The 25,310-nt window shown below is 40.6% G+C and carries 22 protein-coding genes; 4 read left to right on the forward strand and 18 right to left on the reverse strand.

Features of this window, described 5'->3' with window-relative positions; all coding sequences use genetic code 11:
- Positions 1–12: 12 nt before the first annotated feature.
- From H5181_RS00990 to H5181_RS01025, 8 genes are all read right to left on the reverse strand, one after another.
- Complete coding sequence (locus tag H5181_RS00990; RefSeq protein ID WP_011637680.1) at positions 13–1,377, reverse strand: DUF1329 domain-containing protein; 1,365 nt, start codon at positions 1,375–1,377, stop codon at positions 13–15.
- Positions 1,378–1,390: 13 nt separating this feature from the next.
- Positions 1,391–3,439, reverse strand: a complete 2,049-nt coding sequence (locus H5181_RS00995; protein ID WP_011637681.1) for a DUF1302 domain-containing protein — start codon at positions 3,437–3,439, stop codon at positions 1,391–1,393.
- Positions 3,440–3,754: 315 nt separating this feature from the next.
- A complete protein-coding gene (locus H5181_RS01000) occupies positions 3,755–3,970 on the reverse strand; it encodes a DUF2835 domain-containing protein (protein ID WP_182749902.1) in 216 nt (71 codons plus the stop codon).
- A 90-nt stretch (positions 3,971–4,060) separates the two neighbouring features.
- Positions 4,061–6,622 carry an aminopeptidase N gene (gene pepN / locus H5181_RS01005; RefSeq protein WP_182749904.1) on the reverse strand — a complete coding sequence of 854 codons (2,562 nt, stop codon included), beginning with the start codon at positions 6,620–6,622 and terminating at the stop codon, positions 4,061–4,063.
- Between the two features lie 132 nt (positions 6,623–6,754).
- Complete coding sequence (gene prc, locus H5181_RS01010) at positions 6,755–8,806, reverse strand: carboxy terminal-processing peptidase (RefSeq protein WP_182749906.1); 2,052 nt, start codon at positions 8,804–8,806, stop codon at positions 6,755–6,757.
- Positions 8,807–8,827: 21 nt separating this feature from the next.
- Positions 8,828–9,439 (reverse strand): RNA chaperone ProQ, encoded by a 612-nt coding sequence (proQ, locus tag H5181_RS01015; RefSeq protein WP_182749908.1) that lies wholly within the window; start codon positions 9,437–9,439, stop codon positions 8,828–8,830.
- Positions 9,440–9,716: 277 nt separating this feature from the next.
- Positions 9,717–10,175 (reverse strand): GAF domain-containing protein, encoded by a 459-nt coding sequence (locus tag H5181_RS01020; RefSeq protein ID WP_182749910.1) that lies wholly within the window; start codon positions 10,173–10,175, stop codon positions 9,717–9,719.
- Positions 10,176–10,224: 49 nt separating this feature from the next.
- A complete protein-coding gene (locus H5181_RS01025; RefSeq protein ID WP_182749912.1) occupies positions 10,225–10,518 on the reverse strand; it encodes a YebG family protein in 294 nt (97 codons plus the stop codon).
- Positions 10,519–10,730: 212 nt separating this feature from the next.
- On the opposite strand from H5181_RS01025, the gene H5181_RS01030 reads away from it, so the two are divergent.
- The 3 genes from H5181_RS01030 to H5181_RS01040 are packed head-to-tail and all read left to right on the forward strand — an operon-like array spanning position 10,731 to position 14,695.
- Positions 10,731–11,357, forward strand: a complete 627-nt coding sequence (locus H5181_RS01030) for a paraquat-inducible protein A (protein ID WP_182749914.1) — start codon at positions 10,731–10,733, stop codon at positions 11,355–11,357.
- Positions 11,350–12,063 carry a paraquat-inducible protein A gene (locus tag H5181_RS01035; protein WP_259396908.1) on the forward strand — a complete coding sequence of 238 codons (714 nt, stop codon included), beginning with the start codon at positions 11,350–11,352 and terminating at the stop codon, positions 12,061–12,063. Before H5181_RS01030 ends, H5181_RS01035 begins: the two co-directional genes overlap by 8 nt.
- Complete coding sequence (locus tag H5181_RS01040; protein ID WP_182749916.1) at positions 12,050–14,695, forward strand: PqiB family protein; 2,646 nt, start codon at positions 12,050–12,052, stop codon at positions 14,693–14,695. Before H5181_RS01035 ends, H5181_RS01040 begins: the two co-directional genes overlap by 14 nt.
- Positions 14,696–14,789: 94 nt before the next feature.
- Here the strand turns inward: H5181_RS01040 and H5181_RS01045 are convergent, their stop codons facing one another.
- A complete protein-coding gene (locus tag H5181_RS01045) occupies positions 14,790–16,016 on the reverse strand; it encodes a nucleoside recognition domain-containing protein (RefSeq protein ID WP_182749918.1) in 1,227 nt (408 codons plus the stop codon).
- A gap of 124 nt (positions 16,017–16,140) precedes the next feature.
- On the opposite strand from H5181_RS01045, the gene rsmF reads away from it, so the two are divergent.
- Complete coding sequence (gene rsmF / locus H5181_RS01050; RefSeq protein ID WP_182749920.1) at positions 16,141–17,595, forward strand: 16S rRNA (cytosine(1407)-C(5))-methyltransferase RsmF; 1,455 nt, start codon at positions 16,141–16,143, stop codon at positions 17,593–17,595.
- A 482-nt stretch (positions 17,596–18,077) separates the two neighbouring features.
- Here rsmF and H5181_RS01055 read toward each other — a convergent pair whose 3' ends face one another.
- The 9 genes from H5181_RS01055 to apbC are packed head-to-tail and all read right to left on the reverse strand — an operon-like array spanning position 18,078 to position 25,170.
- Positions 18,078–18,866: a TatD family hydrolase gene (locus H5181_RS01055; RefSeq protein ID WP_182749922.1), complete on the reverse strand. Its 789-nt coding sequence runs from the start codon at positions 18,864–18,866 to the stop codon at positions 18,078–18,080.
- 55 nt (positions 18,867–18,921) lie between these two features.
- Entirely contained in the window at positions 18,922–19,248 is a 327-nt protein-coding gene (locus H5181_RS01060; protein WP_182749924.1) for a PilZ domain-containing protein, read from the reverse strand.
- A gap of 51 nt (positions 19,249–19,299) precedes the next feature.
- The gene (gene holB, locus H5181_RS01065; RefSeq protein WP_059743857.1) at positions 19,300–20,283 is read right to left on the reverse strand and encodes a DNA polymerase III subunit delta'; all 984 of its coding nucleotides are present in this window, start codon (positions 20,281–20,283) and stop codon (positions 19,300–19,302) included.
- 28 nt (positions 20,284–20,311) lie between these two features.
- Positions 20,312–20,959, reverse strand: a complete 648-nt coding sequence (tmk, locus tag H5181_RS01070) for a dTMP kinase (protein WP_182749926.1) — start codon at positions 20,957–20,959, stop codon at positions 20,312–20,314.
- Positions 20,956–21,966 carry an endolytic transglycosylase MltG gene (mltG, locus tag H5181_RS01075; protein WP_404948478.1) on the reverse strand — a complete coding sequence of 337 codons (1,011 nt, stop codon included), beginning with the start codon at positions 21,964–21,966 and terminating at the stop codon, positions 20,956–20,958. The genes tmk and mltG overlap by 4 nt, the downstream gene beginning before the upstream one ends.
- A complete protein-coding gene (gene pabC / locus H5181_RS01080) occupies positions 21,966–22,799 on the reverse strand; it encodes an aminodeoxychorismate lyase (protein WP_182749930.1) in 834 nt (277 codons plus the stop codon). The genes mltG and pabC overlap by 1 nt, the downstream gene beginning before the upstream one ends.
- Complete coding sequence (gene dcd, locus H5181_RS01085; protein ID WP_011637699.1) at positions 22,799–23,383, reverse strand: dCTP deaminase; 585 nt, start codon at positions 23,381–23,383, stop codon at positions 22,799–22,801. Before dcd ends, pabC begins: the two co-directional genes overlap by 1 nt.
- 23 nt (positions 23,384–23,406) lie before the next feature.
- Entirely contained in the window at positions 23,407–24,045 is a 639-nt protein-coding gene (udk, locus tag H5181_RS01090) for a uridine kinase (RefSeq protein ID WP_059743863.1), read from the reverse strand.
- Positions 24,046–24,054: 9 nt separating this feature from the next.
- A complete protein-coding gene (gene apbC, locus H5181_RS01095; RefSeq protein WP_011637701.1) occupies positions 24,055–25,170 on the reverse strand; it encodes an iron-sulfur cluster carrier protein ApbC in 1,116 nt (371 codons plus the stop codon).
- Between the last annotated feature and the right edge of the window lie 140 nt (positions 25,171–25,310).

Genomic DNA, 25,310 nt, shown 5'->3' on the forward strand with positions numbered 1-25,310 from the left:
ATCTATGGCTTATTAACGAATACCAGCACGTCTTAATGCGTCTGGGGTAAAGTTAGACTCTGAAAGTGATGCATCAAAATTATACATACGGCCTTCATTGTCTAGACCCATCGCTAAATAACGGCGTGATTGAAGATCATGGAACACTTCCAATGTACTCCAAAGCGCAGGCACTTCATAATAGTTGATAAGGTGAGCTACACCCACACGATAAAGCTCATCGCGGTTATCATATATATCAGTTACCGCAACTTGCCATGAATCTTCATCAATATAGAAAACACGACTTTTATAAGTATGACGCATGCCTTCTTTTAACGTCGCTTTGACTTCCCATACACGATGTTTTTCATAACGTGGATACTCAGGGTTAATATGACCAGGTTTTAAAATTTGGTCATACTTCAACGCATCTGAATGTAAACGATAATCATTGTAAGGAATGTAGATCTCTTTTTTACCAACTAATTCCCAGTTATAACGGATTGGAGAGCCGTTAAACATATCGAAATCATCTGTTGTTCTTAACCCATCAGATACAGTACCTGGAGTATCAAATGCTACGTTAGGAGCTTTACGAACGCGGCGCTGTCCAGTGTTGTAAGTCCAAGCTTGGCGTGGAAGCGCTTCTTGATCCATGGTTTCTTTTACAAGTAGTGCAGTACCTGCGAGTCGCGCTGGTTGAGTAACAACTTGTTTAAAGTAAAACAACGTATTTGTTTCTTTAAGCTTCTCTAAGGTCACCTCTGGACGAGAATATTCAAAACGAATTTCCTCAGCGTTTTCAACCAGAGTATAAGAACCATTTGACATAGGCGCGGCTTGGCTACGATATGTTTCTACATCGACACCTCGATAACGTAAAATATGATTCCAAATCACTTCTAAACCGTTAGCCGGAATTGGAAATGGCACACCAATGGTCGCCCCAGTAATACCGTTACCTTGTGAAACTAATTCAGCTCTAACAGCATTGGCTTTAGTCGCATCATAAACATATTGAGGTACAGCTGCAGTACGACGGCTTTCATAAACATTCATTTTGTAAGTATCTGGATATACTTCAAATAACTGTTTCTGACCCGGAGTTAAAAACTCAGCGTATTGGGCTTTATTTTCATTAGTAATGGTAAATAACACTTTATCAGTTGGGAATGGATCTGGATGATGCATACCCTTACTGTAGCCTGCAATAGGCTTGCTAATACCACCAGTCCAGGCTGGAATTGAACCATCGGCATTAGCCGCTTTTTCTGCACCCATAGGGGTTAATGTTGTACCCAATTTGTCTGCATCAGCTTGTGATACTTTCGCCAGCGCAGCAGGTGCACTCAGTGCTAGCATCACTGCTGCCGATAATATCGTCAGTTTCTTCATTATAATTATCCTTCTAAATCGAATACTTGACGTTGAAAGAGATGTAATCTCTGTCTGTCATCGCATTTGTTGTTCCTACACCACCAAAGAAGCTGTTGTAAGAAATGTCTGCGCCCCAGCGACTTTGATAATCAAAGTTCACACCTAAAGCCACAGATTTTCTGCCTTCGGTGAATAAGAACATTGGATCCGGTGTAATACCATCAACGTCGTGAGAGAAAATCACTCTTGGGTACATGTTCACACCAGCAAACACGTTGTTAAAGTCAGCTTTAGCCACTAAACGATAACCCCACGCAAAATCTGTTGGGAATGGATTGGTTTCTGGACCATTGTGCAGAGCGGCAATAATACCCGTCATTTCTGGGTTACCGCCAGAACGAGCGGTTCCTGGACCGTTTAGACGTAATTCGTCAAAACCAGGCATATCATGGATCCACACACCACCCACTTCAGCAAGCATGGTTAAGTTATCTAAACCAAGTGTTGGACCGAATAAATGAGTAAAGGTTACCTGTGCTTGAGTCGTATCGGTAAGTATATACCCCTCAGCGTTTGAGCCAGGTTCCACATTATCCATTTGTGAAATACCATCTAAATCAGGACGAAGTCCTGCATTTGCAAGCTGTTGAGGCATCGCTAAGAAAAGTAATTCAACGTCATCAATTTGCAATGGCTCATCAACACGGTGTGAAATTTCACCAGCAACAGATGTGTCACCCACTAATGTGTTAAAGCTAAAACCATATAACTGAATATCTTCAGGGTATACGATTTGCGACTTGGTGAAGGTTTCCATGCTTAACAACAGTTCACGGTCTATAACGCCACCACTTTGCGCCAAACGTCCATAATCACGACCTATAGCATCTGCGTTAAAGTTAGAGGCAGTACCACTGATGATTGGGCGACGGCTATGGTAATTCATGTAATAAAGACCGAACTCTGTTTCGCCTAGTTCTGGAGAGTAATAGCCTAATTTAACACCAAACTGGCCATCGTCACTAGGATCTGCAGCATCTTGAACTAAAGCAACCTTAGTTGAATAAGCAGTCATGTAAGCGGCATATGCCGGGTTAAACCCAGTAGCAGCTGCAGCTTCATATAAACGAGTGTATTCTGAAATTAGGAAGTCTTGGTTGATATCCGGATTTGAGTTGAAACCTAATTGTGCATTTTGGTTGTAACCACCATACCCAGCAAAATCATTGGTTGCAAAGTTAGAACCCGGTGTAGGGATCCAAATCGGTTGCCAATCATATTGATAAAATGCTTCAAGGTTTAGGTTTTCAGTTAACCCTAACGATGCCCAAACCATGCCTTGCGGACGAAATGCTTCTTTAAGCTCCGCACCTGGTGCATTAAGAATATTTAAATCTACAGCATTGATTTCGGCAATACCGTGAGAGATCAGGGTGCTTTCGCCCCATGAAACTACTTGGTTACCCACACGAACACTTAATGGATTAGCACCGTCATTTAAGTCCCAGTTACCGTAAACAAATGCATCTAATAAGCGAATGTCTTTACATTGCACTTCTGATGCTTTGTTATCTTCACAAGGATCGAATTCTTTTCCGGTTAATGGATCGTTAAAGCCATAATCACCGTCATTTAATTTGCGATCGTAAAAATACATGCCGCGTAAAAAGATACCGTAATTTTCGTACTTCAGTGATAACTCGTGAAGACCTTTAACAATCTCAGACGTCGTATCACCTTGCGCATACAACAAATTACTTAAATCATTGTTGCTTGAATATGAACCCGGCTGAGCCCAAATTTCTGCAGATGTATATTTGGTAGAGCCAAACGCGCCACCAAATGCAGAATAACCTGACCAATCAAATTGTGGTTGGTTCACCTTACCGATTTGGTTACTCCAATCACGGTCTGATACACGCCAACTCGCGCCTGCAGTCCATGTAGAGTCAAATGTACCTCGTACATCACCCCAATCAAAAGAAACTGCTGAGGCTGATGTGCTCATTCCCAAACACAATGCCGACACCACCCCCAAAGCGAGAGCCGACTTGTTAAATCTTTTTTTAACAATATTCATTTTAGTTCATCTCCGTAACCTGTTGGATTAGTTGTTATAGGAATTTAACCAACATCTTGTTAGCCCACAGGCAACACCATTGTTACAGCATTTAACTATATTGAGCAAGGTCAAAAAAAAGAAAATGTTCAAGAAAATTAACGATGTTTGGCTAAATATGACAAAATAAAACTAGCCTATATTTGAATTAACACAACCGATAAAATTACAACCATTTAACCATTAACGAAAAAAGTTTATTTTCATGGACTTATCAATCTTAACGGGTTGCTAGTTTACACATTACTAATCAATCAAACGTTTGAAGTAAATACTCTATAATTTATTGAGTGATTTGAAATTCCCTTCTCGGTTAAGGACTAATTTAAACTGTCCATGAATACCTTGAGGGGTTAAATAAGGTCTAAAATACTTACCATTTATGTGCAACACACGACCATGATGGTCCCTTACTTGCACTTTCTCTGCAAGTCCTTGGTAATATGGTAGAAATGCTTCATAGCTAACGTTGAGAGAAAATAATAACTCCATAATTTACTCCATAAAAAGGAGAGCAAGCTCTCCTTTTTAACATACTAAACAGTTTGACTATTCATACTAGATTGATAGTCATTTCCGTCATTATTCCGCCAATGATTTAGTGACTTTTTCGTATAAATCTTTCGATAAATCCGGTAAAGCTTTTAGTTCTAGTAAACATTGTTTCATTAATTGCTGACGATGTTGATCGAATTTTGAAAACTGAATTAAAGGTGTGATCATCCGTGATGCTATTTGTGGATTCGATTTATTCAATTTGACTAAAATTTTGGTCAAATAACGGTAACCTTCGCCATCAGCACGATGGAACTGATAAGTGTTTCCGGCGGCAAAAGCCCCAATCAATGAACGAACACGATTGGGGTTAGAAAAACTAAAACTACTGTGTTTTGTCAGCGTTTTAATTTGTTCTATAACTTCATCACTATTAACTAATGCTTGTAAGGTCAGCCATTTATCCATCACTAATGGCGTTGACTCCCACGTAGACTCAAAATCACTTAATAACATCGGTAAACAGGCTAATTTGGCTGTAGCTGCAGCTTTCAAAGCACCTAAACTGTCAGTCATATTTTTAGCTGAATAATATTGTTTTTCAACTAATGATTCATGAGTATCGGTCACTTGGCATAATAATGACAAGGCTATGTTTTTAAATGCACGCGCCTCTGCATTATCTACAAGTATAAGCTCCCTATAACGTACCAATAATTCATCTTCACAAGCGGATGCGAGTTCTTCAACAACAAACTCTCTGGCTTTTGCTAAAGCATCTAAATCAACACTATCTACCTGTTCAATTAAAGCTGAAGCTGTAGGAATAGACAGAATTTCAGCCACTAAAGCTTGGTCTATATTCTCATCTAAAATGACGCCTCTGAATGCTTCAACAACACGAGTATCAACCATCATGACTTGTTGCTTTTGTAACTGTGCAACGTTATTCCATATAGCTTGGCTGACTAACTGCACTGATGCTTCCCAACGGGCCACTTCACTTGAAGCATGACGCATAAGATGCACGAGTTGATCAATGCTAAAGTCGTAAACCAATTTAACGGGTGCAGAAAAATCTTGTAGCAAAGAAGCTATCGGCGCACTTTCTAGTCCATCAAACACAAAAGTTTGGTTGGCTTTGGTCACATCTAGGACTTTATTAACAATTGATTGCCCTGCACTGTCTAACAGCTCAACACTGAACGGTATATGCAGTGTTTGCCCCTTCACACCTTGTGACATCACTTGTTGAGTAATCGTTAAATGATACTCGCCTTTATCCGCATCAAAACTGTCTTTAACCGTTACAACGGGTGTGCCTGCTTGGCTATACCAACGACGGAATAAAGTTAAATCTTTACCGCTAGCATCTTGCATAGCGTTTACAAAATCATCGCAGGTTACCGCTTGCCCGTCATGACGTTCAAAATAGCACTTCATTCCAGCTTGAAAACCTTCTTCACCAAGAATGGTGTGCATCATACGGATAACTTCAGCACCTTTGTCATATACCGTCACGGTGTAGAAATTGTTCATTTCAATCACACTTTCTGGGCGTATAGGATGAGACATAGGTCCAGCATCTTCAGCAAACTGTTGGTTTTTCATCACTCGGATAGCATGAATTCGGTTAACCGCGCGAGACCCAACATCGGAACTAAATTCTTGGTCACGAAATACCGTTAAGCCTTCTTTTAAACTCAACTGAAACCAATCGCGGCATGTGACTCGGTTGCCTGTCCAGTTATGGAAGTATTCATGACCAACGACAGACTCAATACCATGATAATCTTCATCTGTTGCACTGGCTTTATCAGCTAACACGAATTTGGTATTAAAGACATTCAAGCCTTTATTTTCCATAGCACCCATGTTGAAAAAATCTACAGCAACAATCATATAAATATCTAGATCATATTCTAGACCAAAACGGGTTTCATCCCATTTCATAGACTTCTTCAACGATGCCATTGCGTGATCGGCTTTATGTAAGTTGCCTTTATCAACGAATACTTGCAGTTTTACTTCACGACCAGATTGAGTGGTAAAACTGTCATTAAGTAAATCAAAGTCACCGGCAACCAACGCAAATAAGTAACTCGGTTTAGGGAATGGGTCATGCCATTTCACAAAATGGCGGCCAGAACGAGGCATCTCACCTTTATCGATTAAATTGCCGTTACTTAACAAAAATGGAAATGCTTGTTTATCGGCTTCAACGCGCACGGAATAAATAGCGAGAACATCGGGTCTGTCTAAGAAATAAGTGATCCGGCGAAACCCTTCGGCTTCACATTGGGTACAATAAGCGCCGTCTGACATGTAAAGCCCTTCAAGACTCGAATTGGCCTCAGGATCAAGCAAGGTGACCACTTCTAATTCGAACTCATTTTGGTCCGTGCTAATTATCAATTGATTGTCATGTTGACGATAGTTAGCCGCGACACCATTAAGCTTTACAGTACTCAGCGAAAGTTGTTCACCATCGAGCACTAAATCATGCTGATGTTCACCATTACGGATCACCTTACTGACAGCTGTTACTTTAGTGTTTTTGCCATCTAGAATAACGTTCAAATCAACATGAGAAATGGTGAATGCAGGCTTGGTATAATCTTTTAGGTGTTTTTCTTGCGCTTGGTTCATACATGTTCCTCTTGAACGGTACTAATGCCAATATGATTAAATGCGTGTGAACTTTATCGAATTGGTACTATTTTTAGTTATTATGATTAAGAAAAAACGCGCCTAAGCGCGTTTTTTAACAGCAATGAAAAATTATTTTGAGTTAGTCTTAGCTATTTTTTCTGCGTCAGCCATATCTAGGGTGATATAAGCAGTTTCATCCAAAAAGGCATCAGGTAACTTGCTATCATCTGTTGTTTCAATATCGTCTAAAGACTTAACAACAGCTAAACCTTCATGAACTCGACGTGCATTTGCCCGATCTAAGGCACGTTTATCATCGTCTTCACGAGAGGCAATTCGTTCACTCTCCACAAGCGATATTGTTTTGTCTTTATGATGTTTTTTAAACTCATTAATATCTTGGTAAATATAACTGAACTCAACATCTTTGCTAATACGTTCTTTATGGTTAACATCAAGGCTGTTAATCAACATAGGGGTGATATTCCCCAAGGTATTGTACTGAGCAACAGGTACTTTATCCCATGGCAGAGCATTTTCTTCTTCCGACTCGCCATATTCACCAGGTTCTAAAGCACTCGGTAAACGCACATCTGGTGTAACACCTTTTAGCTGAGTACTGCCGCCATTAATGCGGTAAAATTTGGCAATAGTATACTGTACGTGACCAATTGGTTTTTCGTACATGTCATAAATCCGCCCCAAACTCTTATGTTGCTGAACAGTGCCTTTACCAAAGGTCGATTCACCAACAATAAGTGCGCGATCATAATCTTGTAAAGCCGCAGCAAAAATCTCTGAAGCCGATGCACTATAACGGTCAACCATCACAGTAAGTGGACCATTGTATGCGCTGGTACCATCATTATCACGATTTTGATTAACACCACCATTAGCATCACGAATTTGTACCACTGGCCCCATATCAATAAACAAGCCTGTGAGTAATGTGGCTTCGGTTAATGCTCCACCACCATTACCACGAAGGTCAATAATAATGCCTTCAACATTGTCTTTTTCAAGCTTAGTAATTTCTTTAGCCACATCTTGCGACAAATTCATGTAAAAACCAGGAATTTGTATTACCCCAACTTTACGATTGGCGTACTGGCCTTCTTTAGGCTCAACCACTTTTGAGGTTGCTGCGCGGTCTTCTAATCGAATTTTATCTCGAGTAATGACCACTTCAAAAGGTTTAGCATTCGCACCGCCTTTTTTCGGTAAAATCTGTAATACGACTTCGCTTCCTTTTGGCCCTTTGATCAAATCAACAACATCATCTAAACGCCAACCTATGACGTCAACAACTTCACCGTCTTTTTGACCAACACCAACAATTTTATCTTCTGGTGATAATTTCTCGCTATTGGCAGCAGGCCCTCCGGCCACTAAACTTTTGATGACGGTGTAGTCATCATCCATTTGCAACACAGCCCCGATACCCTCAAGACTTAAATTCATTTCCATTTGGAAACGTTCTGCATTACGAGGTGATAAATAACTTGTATGAGGTTCAACACTACGAGCAAACGCGTTCATTACTGTTTGAAACACGTCTTCGCTTTGTGTTTGGCTTAAACGCTTAATGGCATTGTTATAACGCTTCTCGAGCACTTCAACAATTTCAGGCCATTTTTTACCGGTTAATTTAAGATTTAACGCGTCATATTTAACGCGCTGACGCCAAAGTTCATTCACTTCGGCTTCATCTTTTGGCCATTGAGCATCTTTGCGATCGAATTCATACGCGTCGCCAGCTTGAGTAAAGTCAAATTCTTTATCAAGCAAAGACAAAGCATAAGCAAAACGCTCGTAACGACGTTTTTGTACTACGTCATACATAGTAAATGCAGGGCTAATATCACCTGAGGCTACCATGTTATCAAACTGGTTTTGATATTGGCTAAAGCTAGTAACGTCTGCCGCAGTCAGCACATTACGACGATAATCAAGCTGCTCAAGAAAGCGGGTATAGATTTGCTCAGAGAATGCATCATCAAGGTGAAAACGATGATAATGCGAGCGAGTAAACAAAGTCGTTACTCGCTTGCTAGCCACTTTATGTTGCGGCTCTTGTGCTAGTTTAGGTAACTCGCTGATTTGAATCGTTGGTGAAATTGCCCATGCCGAAAAGCCGACAAATAAACTGGCAATTGACGCGGCCAAGGTAAGTTTTCGCATCAACAAGTACTCCTTAAATTTCTATAATAGTATGTGCTCTGCACGTACTTTGATGGATAAGCCAGAATCTAATTGAACAAGCACATCCTCTTTATTAATATCAGTCACAACCCCTGGAACAGGTGTTGCACCTAATTTAACATTAACGCGTTGTTTTTGTTTTAAATCTTCTAGCTTAGCAGGCACAAGTTTTATCACTGGAGCGACTACGGGAGCAGGACGTTCCTTTTTAACTGCTGGAGCACGTTTAGGCGCTACTTTCTTTGCAGGCTTTTTAGGCGCAAGTGCTTGACGTTTTGCTTTGGCTTTATCTTGGCTTTCTTTAAGCGTCAAAATAGCATGGTCAATGTGCTCTTGTTCTAATTCAGCACATTCATTACCGTCAAGATCGATACGTTTAGCACCGGCTTTAACGCCTTTCAAATAGCGCCAGCTGCTTGTGTAACGACGAAGCGCTACACGTAATTGTGTTTTACTGACTTTAGAATCATCAGCTAACCGTTCAGCCAAATCTTGAAACAAACCAATTTTTAATGGCTTCGTTTCACCTTCTGCAATGAAGCATAAAGGAAAGGTTTCATATAAATACGCTAAAATTGCGTTGGTGTCGGTCAACTTGTCTGTTGATTCCATTTTTACTTCCACGTTAATAAAGGGACTGATTATGCGGCATAAAATTTGCCATGCAGTCGTTCATCTTTCGCTAAACCTTATCGTTAAGGCTCAACGTACAAAATATCACTATCCGCCAGTTTGCTAAAGTCATTGAAACAAACCTTAACAATTTAACCAAACTTACTCTCAGCTTAATCATCGCTCATCAGTAAATCCAGCACAATTGCGTATAGCGGCATATTATAAAGCCCGCGACAGCGAATGCGACCATGATTTAATCTAATTTGTTCGCTATTTAACCAAATAGGCAAGTTTCGAAACTTTTTACCATGTTTTCTAAACCAATTTGATCATCATGATCGAATCGATTCAGTAATGGGCTGTCAATATCTAACACTGCCACCACCTCATTTCCCTGTCTAACAGGGATCACAATTTCTGAATTACTGGCAGAATCGCATGCAATATGGCCATCAAATTGATGAACGTCTGCAACTCGCTGGGTTTTGTTTTCTGCTGCAGCGGTGCCACAAACACCCTTGCCCATATTGATACGGGTACAAGCCACTTTACCTTGAAATGGGCCAAGGACTAATTGTTCACCACGCTTGATATAAAAACCTGCCCAGTTTAGGCCTTCTAGGTTGTCATTTAGCAACGCTGAAAAATTAGCCATTGCCGCAATCAAATCATCTTCACCTGCAAGTAAAGCTTGTGCTTGACGATTTAATGTTTGGTAAAATTCGGTTTTCATTTCCATTCCTTAAGCTGACACCCACTCCAAGAATGAGTGATGAATAAGACTATTCTGCTGATGCACTTTTAGTCGAAGTCTTTTTAGTTTTCGCTGTAGGAGCGTTTTTAACCTGTACTAAGCCTTTTAGCAAGTTAGAAAGCTCATCTTTATTGTTTGCTAGATAAAATGCCAACTGTTCGCATTTAATTTCATCAAGTCCGAGATCTGCCTTAATAAGAAATGGCACTAGGTTATCGGAAATATCGAGCATCTTATCGTAGGCATCAGCCTCTTTCTTCGATATAAATGTCATCTTTTCCACCCCTTCTCTGACCACGACAAATTGGGTTATCACTGCCATGATGTAATCCTCACTGTTTTTATATACAGTGCATAGAATCTCACATAGTTAACTTATGATGCAAGTGTTCTGATTATTCTGATATTATCAAGCACAAGAAAATCGAGATTATTTAACAATTAACTCATTTTCTGCCAATATAAGGCAAAGCAAACGGCTTTGACTCTTTGCTACCCAATAATGCGCTTTACTATGGATTAGATTAATTCTTCATGCATGAATTTGATGATCATGATTCGATAATTTTATGCCAATCATGTGATTTGGCAGTGACAAAACGCGCTTTGCCTTCTAGCGCTCGCGCGCTTTGTCCTCGTTGCCACACGGCACTCTATGATTCACCTTATTGCTCCATTAATGGCATGCTAGCGTTATGCGTTGCGGCGTTAATTATTTTTATTCCCGCTAATTTATTGCCTGTACTCGAAATTCACTTTCTTGGCAGTGTACGGACCACAACCGTGCTGCAAGCGGCTTTTACGGTTTGGGCTGAAGGGTATTGGATAGTAGGCCTTGCGGTAATGGTTGCGGCAGTTATTGCGCCAGGATTATTGATATTGTCAATTATGGCCCAAGTTGTGATTGTGAAGTTAAAACTGCACAACTCATTTTGGCAAAGAACATATACTACATTATTAAAAAATCATGGTTTGATATCACAAATGACCATGTTAGAAATTTATGTGATCAGTTTTCTAGTGTCGGCATTCCAATTATCTGACTTTTCTGATGTGTATTTTGGTATGGGAACATTCAGCTTTACGATGTTGTTCATCATCATTTTATTTTTGCAACGTGAATATAACCTAGAACACATGTGGAGTTATGTTGATGCCTGATACTCCAATGACGACCTCCAATGAAGAAATAGTCGACAACACTGCGCAAGTTGGCAATATCAACAAAGAGATTACAACTAAGGTTTTGTCGCACGTTCAAGGCATAAAAATTGGCTTATGTTTATGCCCTGTTTGTCGAAAACTTAATGTGACCAGTAACAATCATTGTAAACGTTGTTTTAGCCAATTAAGCAGTCGTAATTATGCCAGTATCCAACAAAGTTGGGCTTTATTGGTGACTGCAACTATTTTACTTATTGTTGCCAATATCTATCCTATTACCTTGTTGACTAATCGTGGTGTGGTCACCAATGACACCATTTTTAGTGGTATTAGTCATTTAGTCAAAACAGGTATGTTCCCGATTGCTATCATTGTTTTCACTGCCAGTATTTTAGTACCTTGGCTTAAAATTATTGGCTTAGCGACCTATTTATCGGCTATTAGTTTTAACTTACCAATATCAAAAAGAAAATTAATGATTGGATTTCACATCATTGAATGGATTGGCCGTTGGTCAATGCTCGATTTATTCGTTATTTCATTAACAGTTGCCTTAGTTAATATGGGGCAATTATTAGACGCAAAACCTGCACCTGCCGCGACAGCATTTGCGTTAGTTATCTTGCTAACGCAACTTGCGGCAAAAGTGTTAGATACTCGATTACTCTGGGACCGCTTGGAAAACACTGATGACACAAATTGAATCACCTAAAATTGTGAAGAAAAAGTTATTCTCGCCAATATGGTTATTACCGGTTGTTGCTTTGATATTAGGAGCCTGGTTAGGGGTCAAAAGTATCAAAGAATCCGGCATCGAAATATTAATTCATTTCCCGAGTGCTACCGGTATTGATATTGGTAAGACATTAGTGAAATATCAAGGATTGACGGTCGGTAAAGTGACCGACATTGGTATTGACGATGATCTAAAAGGGGTTAACGTTAAAGTTGTTATGGATTACCGTGCCGACCCATTTCTCAATAAAAACACCCTCTTTTGGTTAGTAAAACCTAAAGCTAGTATTACCGGAGTTGAAGGACTAGATACATTATTTTCAGGTAATTACATTGCCCTGCAACCAGGCGATGGACGTTCAGCAACTGTATTTGAAGCACAACGTGAAGCACCTGCAATACTACCCGGCAGTGAAGGACTCATGATCGAATTAAAATCCCCTAAGCTGGGTTCGATTGATGTTGGCTCGCCGGTCTTTTATCGTCAAGCCCCTGTCGGAAGTATTATTAGTTATCGTCTAGATGGAAATAAACAAATTATTATTAGCGCATTTGTTCAAGAACAATATGCCCATTTAGTGAGTAAAGACTCCCATTTTTGGAATGTATCGGGCTTAAAAATTGATGCTTCTTTAGCAGGCATAAAAGTCAGCACTGAAAGTATCGCGTCTATTTTAGCCGGCGGGATCAGCTTTGATACCGGAAGTTACACTGAAAAAGCTCAAAATGGTGATGTTTATAACCTATACGAAGATGAACTCACCGCAATAGGAGGTGTTCATTTTAGTTTAACCGCACTTGGTAGTGATGAGGTTAATGAAGGCACTGCTATCACCTACCGCGGCATTGTTATCGGCGAAATAGAAAAAGTCAACTTAACTGATGCTGGGGTGCAGTTTATCGCTCGAGTAGAGCATCATTACAAAGCATTAATTACCAGTGATAGCCAATTTTGGATTAGTGGTGCCGAGTTATCATTAAAAGGTGTCAAAAATATCAGTAGACTGGTTACTGGCAGTGTTATTAATGTCTTACCAGGCACTCAAATAACCGAAGAGGCGATGCAGTTTGAATTGGCATCACATGCCCCAGATTTGCTCAATCAAGACAAACTTAAATTGACTGTAGTTGCCACTACCCACACAGGTGCCAGTAATGGTGCACAAGTGCGATATAAACAGTTGCCTATTGGGCAGATAACCAATATTGGTTTAAGTAAAGACTTTTCAACTGTTGAATATAATATTGAAATTCAACCCGAATTTAAGAGTTTGCTGACCAAGGGAAGTTTCTTTGTTCCTGAAAGTGCCCTAGCCATTAATGCTTCATTAGAGGGCATTAATGTTAAAACTCGCGACATCACTACCATGTTAGAAGGGGCTATTAGTTTAATTCCGGGTAACAGCGAAATACAGCTCGCGGCGAACAGCAGCTTAACACTACATGAATCAATAGAGTCGGCCCAAAGTCTTTACGCTCAACAACAGCTAACCCCCTTTACCTTAACCAGTATTGATGGTGCCGACTTAGCTGAAGGCTCGCCAATTTATTACAAAAAAATGCAAATTGGCTCAGTGAGTAAAGTCAATTGGTTGGCTAAAACAGATAAATTTAATATCGATATCAATATCGACAATAAATTTGTGCCATTAATAAAACCCACTACGGTTTTTTGGCGAAATGATGCTGTAGCCATCAATGCCAGTTTAGCCGGTGTCGATATCAATGTTGCTCCATTAAAAGGTGCAATAAATGGCAGTATTACGCTTGGACATATAGACGACAGAGTTGATACAGAAAGTAATCAACCTAATCTAAGACTATATGATACCAAGTCACTTGCACTTATGCAGGCTAAGGTCATTAACCTCACACTACCTGTGAGTACAAAAGTGTCAGAGAAAGCGGCTATTCGTTATCAAGGTCATAAAATTGGTGAAGTTTCGCAGGTTAAACTAAACCAAGATTTAAATACTCTTAACGCACAAGCTTATATTTATGGTCATTACGCGAATCATTTTAGTGCTAGCGATACGGAATACTTCATTGTCGACGCCCAAATCTCTTTAGCGGGTATTAATGCCCCAGAAACACTGTTAACGGGTCCTTATATTGGAGTTATTCCAGGTAACAGCACAGAGATTATCGATAATTTTGTTGCCCAACCTCACTCGAGCTTTGAGGCTACCGTACCTAAAGATGCGTTAGCATTCCAATTAGTCGATGACCAGCTAGGTTCAATTAAGGTCGGTACACCCTTGTTTTTCCGTGGAATTAAAGTCGGACAAATTGATGGGTATAGGTTGGATGACTCAGGTACAGAAATTACGTTGTTTGCCCATGTTAATGCTGAATATGGTCACTTAATTAACCAGACTAGCCAGTTTTGGGATGCATCTGGTATTAAGTTAGACGTTGGTTTATTTTCTGGTGCACAGTTAGAAACTGGCTCATTAGAAACAATACTCGCCGGTGGTATTGCATTTGCAACCCAAGATACCACATCAGACAGTAACCGTATCAACACCACCGACCGTTTCCCATTGCATGAGAACATGCAGGAAGAATGGTCACAATGGCGACCTACCCAAGCTAAGTAATTTCATCTAGCGATAATACAATTAGTACAAAAGCAAAGGCCGATAAATATATCGGCCTTTCTATTTATATTATGGTTAATCTCGATAATGATGATTAACCATAAAACCAATAACACACACCGATGGCGGCACTAATACCTGCAAAATCTGCTGCTAAACCACATCCCAGTGCATGACGTCCATTACGGATCCCCACTGAACCAAAGTACACAGCCAATACATAAAACGTTGTTTCGGTACTGCCTTGTAAAATAGCCGCTAGGCGGCCCGCAAAAGAATCAACTCCGTGATGGCTCATCGTTTCTAACATCATCGCACGCGCACCAGAGCCGCTAAAAGGTTTCATGAACGCGGTTGGCATCGCATCAATAAAGCGCGTATCTGCGCCTAATGCACTCACGCCACTCGCTAACAGCTGTAAGGCATAATCTAGCGCCCCTGAAGCCCTAAGAAATCCAATGGCTAATAACATCGCCAGCAAATAAGGGATTAGCTGAATTGCTTGGCTAAAGCCCTGTTTAGCGCCATCAACAAACTCGTCATACACGGCAGTTTTTCGATAACCCGCGACTAGAATAAAACTTAAAATCAGCAACAACAATATACCGTTACCTAACACCATAGACACTTGGCCTATCGCCTCGGCGGATAATGTCACCAAATAAGCGACCCCAGCCATGAATACACTCATAATGGTTGCAGCATAAGCCAAAATAACACTATTGATTAACGAGATTCGTTGCACTAACGCAACAACCAATAATCCCACAACGGTGGAGACACTAGTGGCTAATAAAATGGGTAAAAAGATATCCGCAGGATTAGCCGCACCTTGTTGGGCACGATAAAGAAATACTGTTACAGGAACTAAGGTAACTGATGAAGTATTTAACACTAAAAATAAAATTTGGGCGTTGGTTGCTACTGATTTTACAGGGTTAAGAGATTGCAGATCATGCATCGCTTTTAAGCCTAAAGGTGTTGCTGCATTGTCCAGTCCCAGCATGTTAGCTGTAAGATTCATGCTAATGCTGCCATAGGCGACATGTCCACGAGGAACTTCTGGCATCAACTTCGACAATAAAGGTTCAAATATGCGGGCAAACAACCCTACCACACCGGCCTTTTCACCGACTTGCATCAATCCCATCCATAACGCTAACACACCAATTAAGCCAAGTGATATGTCAGCGGCTAACTTAGCACTGGCAAACAATGCCGTCACCGATTCGCTTAATACATCGACATTGCCATTCACTAATTGAATCGTGATAGACAATGCTGCAATGATAAAAAATAATAACCACACTCTATTTAACACACACCACTCCATTAGCCAGTCGGTTTTATTAACGTCAATATACAGTAATCATTGCCGATCAGGGTGTACAATTCCGTGATATGATCGCTTCAATTACAGCAAAAATAACCTACCGTTTATTATTATGGCCCAATTAAATACAAACTTTATCAATCACATTGAGAAAGAGTTACCCGCTCACTTATCTTTACAAGAGTTTATTGCCTATTGCGATAAACCGCTTCGTAAATCCATTCGGGTGAATACGCTTAAAATCAGTACCGCACAATTTGTCCACATCATGACCAGCGCAGGCTGGAAAATGTCTCCAGTACCTTGGTGTGCTGACGGATTTTGGATTGAGGGTAAAGATGATATCCAACTGGGTAATGCTATTGAACATATTCAAGGGCTATTTTATATCCAAGAAGCCAGTTCCATGCTGCCGCCGACCGCATTATTTTCTAATGATAACACCGCTGAAATTGTCTTGGATGTCGCCTCAGCTCCAGGCTCCAAGACCACTCAAATAGCAGTCTTAATGAATAACAGTGGCTTATTAGTGGCTAATGAATATTCAGCCAGCCGCGTTAAAGTATTACACGCTAACGTATTGCGCATGGGAGCCAGCCACACCGCCCTAACCCATTTTGATGGTCGAGTTTTTGGTGAATATTTATATGAATCGTTTGATGCTATTTTATTAGATGCTCCTTGTGGCGGCGAAGGTACGGTTCGTAAAGATCCCTTGGCATTAAAACACTGGGATATTGATGATGTTACTGCGATTGGTGAAACCCAAAAAGATCTTATTGAATCTGCATTTTTAGCGTTAAAGCCAGGCGGAATTTTAGTCTATTCAACTTGTACTCTAAGCCAGTTAGAAAACCAACATATCTGTTATCACTTACAGCAAACTTACCCCGATGCAGTTGAGTTTGAGTCGCTGGCTGAATTATTCGATGGTGCAGACAAAGCGTGCACTGAAGAAGGTTTTTTACATGTATGGCCACAAATTTATGACAGTGAAGGTTTTTTTGTCGCCAAAATTCGTAAAAAAGCCTCGGTTGAACGAGTAAAAAAACAGCCTAAATTACAAAAAAACTTTCCTTTTAATCCCGCAAATGAAAAGCAAAAAGCGGAGTTAACACAATACTTTTATGACAGCTTCTGTCTCGAGTTACCTAGCGATGACGTAATCATGTTGCGTGACGATGAATATTGGTTGTTTCCAGCCCAATTTATGCCTTTTATCGGCAAAATGCGCTTTCAGCGTATTGGTATTAAGCTCGCTGATGCGATGAAAAAAGGCTACAAAGCTAAACATGAAGCCGTCATTGCTTTATCAGCAGCAACGCATAATCCAGCAAAAACTATGGAATTAAGTGCGGCGCAAGCACAAGATTTTTTAATGGGTCGTGATATTGCCACAAGTACTTTTGATCAACCGACACAGCAACAGTTAGCCATCATGCCGCAAGGCGAAATGTTAGTGAGTTATCATAAAGTCGTGCTTGGGGTCGTAAAACATTTAGGTCATAGACTGAAAAACAATTTACCGCGTGATTTGGTACGCGATAACGTTAACTTATATCTATAACACGCAACACTATTTCGATGAGCAAGAATAAAGAATATAAAACATTATTATCAATGAATTACTGTAAAACAGAGTGGAAAGCAGAGTGCTAAACCAATATTGTTGATCAAATTTTATGCACAACACAATTTGAGTGCCTATAATTAATCTATGTTCGATTCAGTATTTGGCATCCTAAGCTATCTTAAGATGCCACAACAGTAGCGCAAGGCTCTTAATCGAGCCCTTTCCCTAGGCCCAAAACAATTGGATAGTTTTGGGCCTTTTTTTATTATTTCAACCAACGGTACGCCCTAAAATGTGCTTAACTCATAGGTTCATGGTGGTATTTGAGTAACGTTAGCGCAATTATTTAAGCAACTGCGCTAACGTTATTTTGTTTGCCTGCACAGCAGGCATATCAGAACTTTATTGCCGCGAAGTAAGCCACAAATTAGATAATTTGCTGTTAGTCTCAGGATTGAACTAGCTGCAGATTTGATTTAGCGACCTACTAACTTAGCGGCATCTTTAAATAAATTAAAAAAGTTATCAGTGGTGTATTGAGCTAACTCTTCAAATTTTTCACCGCGCAGTTCTGCTACAAACTCGGCAACATCACGGACATAAGCAGGCTGATTTTCTTGGCCACGATGCGGTACCGGTGCTAAATAAGGTGAATCGGTTTCGACCAGTAATCTGTCTTTAGGTACTTGGCGAATAACACTGCGTAATTCACCTGCATTTTTAAACGTTACAATTCCTGAAACAGAAATATAAAAGCCTAAATCAATGGCGGCTTTGGCCATTTCCCAGTTTTCAGTAAAACAATGTAACACTCCGCCCACTTTGTCGGCGTGTCCAGCTTTTAGCATATTAATGGTATCTTCACGGGCATCACGAGTATGTACAATTAATGGTTTATTCACCTCAACAGCTAACGCAATTTGTTGTTCGAAACACTGCTGTTGCAAGGTTTTAGTATCATTTGAATAGAAGTAATCTAAGCCTGTCTCGCCAATGGCAACCACTCTAGGATCTTCTGCGAAACGTTTAATGTCTTCGATGTTCAAACCTTCTTGTACATCTAGAGGATGTACGCCAGAAGATAAAAAAACATTATTAAAGGCAGACATTTTATCTCGCATGGCTTCAAAGCCTTGCTGACGGACGTTAACGCACAATAGATAGTCAACGCCTTGAGCTTTGGCGTTGTCCATAATGGATTGTAAGCTGGCTGAGTCTGGGGCCGCTTTTAAGCGGTCAAGGTGGCAATGTGAATCAATTAGCATGGGAATTCTTTCGCAACTACATTAACAAATAAAACAGATGCGCAAGAATACCTAGCTACATAGTGCAGGTCAAATCGCTAGAGGCAAGTTCGCTTGATAATAATTTTTCAATATGATGTTTATGACTTTCAACATCAGTTTTAATTTTAATCCCAATACCTGCTGGGCGTCCACCAGATGCACCTAATGGATTAATCCATACCACTGTGCCTTTAAATTCATTTGTTTGGGTGGCATTAGGCAATCGATAAGCAATGGTAAGCTCTTGGCCTAAAAAATGACTTTCTGTAGTCGCAACGAATAAACCTGCAGGCTTAATAAAAGGCATATAAGCACGATAAAGTTTATGTAATGTATCGTAATTAACAACAAGATCGACCATAAATAATTATTTTCTTTCCATAAGCAGGTTAAAAATCAATATAAAAACGTTTTAATGGGTCAACTGTCTAAATGTGAGCACATATTGTTGACACAAGGCTGGCGCGTTCACACTCGGCATTGTTTCAAGTCTATGACACATGGTCATCACACGCCCAGCAAGTTCAATGACTTTTGATTGAACCAGTGGATTTAATGACTGACGACTCGTGTTTTCAGTTTTTAGCTTATTACTTTTTAACACATATTGGCGCAAGTACAAATACAAAACATTAAGTGCATCAACAATTTGTTGTTCAGACACCTTCAATAAACTGTTGCTTAAATGACCCGTTTGTAAACTTTGGGCCCAATCTTGGCGAAATGTCAGCAGTTGTTGATAATGCTGACTGGTTAAACTATTTGCTAACGCAAGAGGACCACCAACAACACTAAGACACCATGTAACATCATGGATTTTACCATCGGCGTTGGCTGGCGGTAACAACTGCTGCGCCGCTAACCACTGATGGATCTCGTTTTTAGTTGGCTCAACAAAATTAAGCGTTTGACAACGACTGGTAATGGTCGCTAGTAACTGGGCTGATGTATTGGTTTGCAAAATGAGTACAACATCATCGCCAGGTTCTTCAAGGGTTTTCAATAATGCATTAGCCGCTGCCAAATTTAAGCGTTCGGCATTAACGATTATAGCTACACGTGCGCCACCTTGCTGAGCCGTTTGGGTTAACGCTTGGCAGAGCTGACGAATTTGATCGACTTTAATTTGGTTGCCATCTGGTTCGATTATATATAAATCAGGATGATTACCTGCTGCCAATAACAAACAACTTTTACACTGGCCACAAGCACCAACCGGAGTGAGTTGCTGGCAAAGCACAGTTTGCGCTGCCGCCTTAGCGAGCTTATCGCCCCCTAATGCTTTATCGATGTTGAACAAATGTGCATGACTGCTCTTTCCACGATAATGCTGGTCAACAAAACGTTGATGTGGATCGGCTAACCAAGGTAGCTGGTCAATCTGATAATCACTCATGTCGGCACATTATCCTTTTTAATATCAATCACTGCTCACTCATAAGAGTGGATAAATGGCGTTGTAATTGTATACTAATATCATTATGCACTTGTTCCATGGATTGACTGGCATCAATCACCACAATGCTGTCATCTTCATGCGCTAATTGTAAGTAGGTTCGTCTGGCTCGCTCAAAAAAATCAATCGCTTGTTGCTCTATTCTATCAAGCTCGCCACGACTGGCTGCACGGCTTAAGCCTAACGTAGGATCAATATCCAAATATAAAGTGAGATCGGGTTTAAAACCACGTAAGCAAGCATCACTGACCGCTTTCACTAATGGCATTAACCCTCGACCACCACCTTGATAAGCTAATGATGACAGATTGTGTCTATCGCCAAGTACCCATTGACCCGCAGACAACGCTGGTTTAATAACATTGGCGATTAATTGTGTTCGCGCTGCATAAATGAGTAAGCATTCTGCTTCATCGCATAATGGATCTGTCTCATCGGCAATTTTAACTAAATCGCGCATTTTTTCTGCTAAAGGAGTCCCGCCCGGCTCACGTGTACACACAGGAGCCTGACCAATATGCTGCTTAATAATATCGTTAACGAGGGCTATCGCGCTTGATTTACCCGCGCCTTCTAATCCTTCGATTACAATAAACTTGCCTTGCTGTTGACTCATTTTCTTTTTCTCTGAAATTCGTTTACGGCATTATTATGGGCTTTCAACGTAGATGAAAACACATGACTGCCATCATTGCGTGAAACAAAGTACAAGTAATTTACTTTGGCTGGATTAGCGGCGGCAAATAATGATGCGCGACTTGGTGCAGCGATAGGCGTTGGCGGTAAACCATCAATCTTGTAGGTATTGAATGCCGTTGCTTCGCGTAAATCTTTACGAGTAATATTACCTTTATAACGTTCACCCATGCCATAAATTACCGTGGGGTCGGTCTGAAGACGCATGCCTTTTTTAAGTCTATTATTAAACACTGAAGACACCCAATCACGCTCTTCAGGTTTGCCCGTTTCTTTTTCAATAATAGACGCAATAATTAATAATTCGTAAGGTGATGATAAGGCTAAATCAGGATCGCGACCTTCCCATGCTTGCGCTAAGCTTAACTGCATCATGGTGTAACTGCGGTTTAAAATAGTCTGTAAGTTATCATCTGCATGATAATGGAATGTTTCTGGATAGAACTTACCCTCAGGCAAACCAGAGGTATCGCCATTTTGTAATAGCACTTGGTTAAAGTCGTCGGTATTGTTTGCTAAATGCTCGGTCGTGGTCAGTGCTTGCTGCCACTCGGCAATGGTTTTACCTTCGATTAAAGTGATGCTGAAAACCACTTGTTGGCCTAAGTACAGCCGTTTTAATAACGCTTCTAATGTATCGCCTGGGATCAATTGATACAAACCGGTTTTAATATGGGCAAACTTAGGTTCAAGTTTGACCAGATATTTAACTTTCCAGCTATCGGTAATCAATGATTGTTGCTCTAGTTGTTGCGCAAGCTTAATCAAACTAGTACCAGGTTCAACCATTAATGTTTGAATTTCAGTTAACTGTAATGGCTGTTTTTGGTAAGCGATTAAGCCAGATACAAGCCAATATCCTCCAAGACAAAATACTGTAAATAGAGGAATAAGACTGGCTAAAAAAAAGGTTTTTATGGTTTTAATCATGATGATAAATTTACACTCAAAATGTGCCTGAATCGCGGTGTTTGCGTCCAATGGCTAAATTGAAAATCGTCAATGGCAGTTACATCAACAATGCCAAATAAACTGTTCGTTATAAATATATTGTCCGCGGCCTGAATATCACCAAGTGTTAATTGTGTAGCCATAACTGAGAAACCCTGACAGAGCAGAGTATCAATTAATGTCTCACGCATCACACCACTTACGCCCGCATGGGTTATTGCTGGGGTAAACACATGACCATTTTTGACCACAAAAATATTGGCCATGGATGACTCTATCACATTACCGTCACAGTCAAACACTAACCAATCTTGATGAGTACTAGGCAGCGGCTGTGACTTTATGAGCACCTGTTCCAATCGATTAAGGTGTTTTATTCCAGCCAGAAGTGGTTGCCTGCCAAGACATATGGGTGATGATGCTAGCGAGATACCACTTTGCTGCCAATCAAGGTAATGCTCAGGAATGGGATGCACTGACACAACTTCTGTAACGTCTGCGCTCAAAGGAGCCTGATAACCACGGCCACCGACTCCACGCGTCAGCAATAGCTTTATACAATGTTGTGGGTATTGTTGGGCGAGTAGGATTAATTGTTGTATTAATAAGTCGCTTGGATGCCACTTAATACTTAGGCGCTCGCAACTTTGCTGCAAACGAGAAATATGCCCGTCAAGGAATAGGATCCCTGCGGGCATATCAGCTGATGCTGTGCGCATGGTTGCGAACACACCATCACCATAAGCAACACCACGATCAAATGGATTTATGAGTCCGTTTTCAACGTGATTAACCCAAACTGGTGCCATTATTTATCCTGGCTGATCCGGCTTGCCACAGCCTCTTGTTGATCTTTGTACTTCGAGCTTTTACGCGTGTTATATGGACGAGCAACCGCAGAGCTTAAGCGCTCAAAATTTAGCGCACCAATCGTCATACCAGGGCGAAGAGCCAACGGCAATTTGCCACTGTTAAAAAACTCAAGTACGATTTTACCTTGCCAACCTGGATCAATACGATGTGCGGTCACATGTACCATCAATCCTAAACGAGCAAGTGATGAGCGACCATCTAACCAACCCACTATATCAGCAGGTAAGGTTACACTTTCATAGGTAACGGCTAATGCTAATTCTCCAGGATGAAGGAAAAAAGCTTGATCATCAGCGATTTCAATTTTGTCGCTCATGATCCGATCAAGTGCTATTTGCATTTCTGCACTAGGACCACTTAAATCGATGTAAGGTGCAGTATGGTCTTTAAATACACGAAATTGGCTGCCTAAACGTACATCCACGCTCACTCCCGAAATGGCTTCAATACCAGGACGAGGATCGATAATAATGGTGCCATTATCTAAACATTGCTCAATTTCTATATCGGTTAAACGCATGCTGCACTCTCTTTTAGATAAGGCTACTTCGCCAATAAATGCTGAATTCTAGCTTTTAAAATATCAGTTGCGATGCGATTTTTACCGCCCCGGGGAACGATAATATCGGCATATTGTTTTGACGGTTCAATAAACTGCAAAAACATCGGGCGTACTGTTCGCTTATATTGTGAAATAACCGATTCCATTGTTCTGCCACGTTCAGCAACATCACGAGTTAACCGACGTAAAAAGCAAATATCTAATGGCGTATCCATAAACACACTGGCATCCATTAAATCACGTAATTTAGGATTGGTTAATAATAGAATGCCTTCTAAGATAATCACTTTTTTTGGTTGCATGGTCAACGTGTCGCTAATACGAGTATGCTCAGTATAGCTGTAACATGGAATGCTAGCTGGCTCACCTTGTTTAAGTTGAGTTAAATGAGACGCTAATAACTGATGGTCTAACGCTTTTGGATGGTCGTAATTAGTTTTGACACGATCTTCCATCGTCAAATGGCTTTGATCATGATAATAAGCATCCTCATTGATCACACCAATTTGATTTGTACCTAAATCACGACACAATTCTTCAAAAATTGTTTTAGCAATTAAACTTTTACCTGAAGCCGACGCACCGGCAATCCCAATAATGACACACTGCTGAGAATTCATCTCTTAACCTTACTCGTCTTCTGATATGCTAATTTTTACGGTTGATTGTACTTGTTGAAGTGCTAATTCTGCCCCAAGTTTGCGGGCAATTTCGCGATAGATCCCTGACACTTCACTTTCTGGTTCGCTCATCACGCTCGGCGTACCATTGTCCATTGATTCACGAATATTGATGTGTAATGGTAATGATCCTAATAATGGCACGTTATAACGTTCCGCTATTTGACTACCACCATGAGTACCAAATGGGTGTTCTTTATGACCACATTCAGGGCAAAGGTGAAAACTCATGTTCTCGATAATCCCAAGCACTGGAATGTTGACTTTGTTGAACATGGTGATGCCTTTCTTGGCATCAGCTAAAGCAATATCTTGCGGCGTTGTCACTATCACGGCACCGCTAACGGGTACTTTTTGCGATAATGTCAGTTGAATGTCACCGGTTCCAGGTGGCATATCGATAATTAAATAGTCTAATTCAGGCCACTGAGTTTCGTTAAGTAACTGTGCTAAAGCACCCGCAGCCATAGGGCCTCGCCACACCGCGGCTTCATCACCGCTTAGCATAAAGCCAATAGATTGCGCAGAAATACCATGCACTAAAGCCGGCGTCATGTGCTTGCCATCTGGCGATTGTGGACGAAAATTAGGAATTCCTAACATCAATGGAATAGACGGGCCATAAATGTCGGCATCTAAAATACCCACTTCGGCGCCTTCAGCTTTTAACGCTAATGCGAGGTTTACTGCGGTGGTTGATTTACCCACACCGCCTTTACCAGAAGCCACAGCAATAACTTGTTTTACGTTAGGAATAGGTGCAATTGCTGGCAGCGCGGAATAAACCCGTGGTTGGAAATCGATTTCACATTCCACTTCATCAATGGCGTCAAGTACAGCCAATTTATTGGTGATAGCCATCACGGTGTCGCGGTATTGTGTCATACATGGATACGGATAAACTAAGCCTAATTGTAGGCGTTTTCCTTCTATCGACAATGCTGTAACACATCCTGCACTGACTAAGCCTTTATGCAAATAAGGATCTTCAAATGCTTCTAAAATATCTAACACTGGTGACAATAATTCATCACTTAATTGATAATTTGTATGCGTATTGACCAAAACGGCAACTCCGAACCAGAAATTTGCACAAGTGTATCAGAACTTGGTAAAAAAATAGCGACTAATAAGCCTTTTTAAGTCATGTTTTGGTGAAAAAAGTCTGCTAATCAGTTAGTATCAGGCAATATTTTTGGTGTAAT

The organism is Shewanella sp. SG44-2 (assembly GCF_014164215.1).
In the GTDB taxonomy this organism is placed as follows: Bacteria; Pseudomonadota; Gammaproteobacteria; order Enterobacterales; family Shewanellaceae; genus Shewanella; species Shewanella frigidimarina.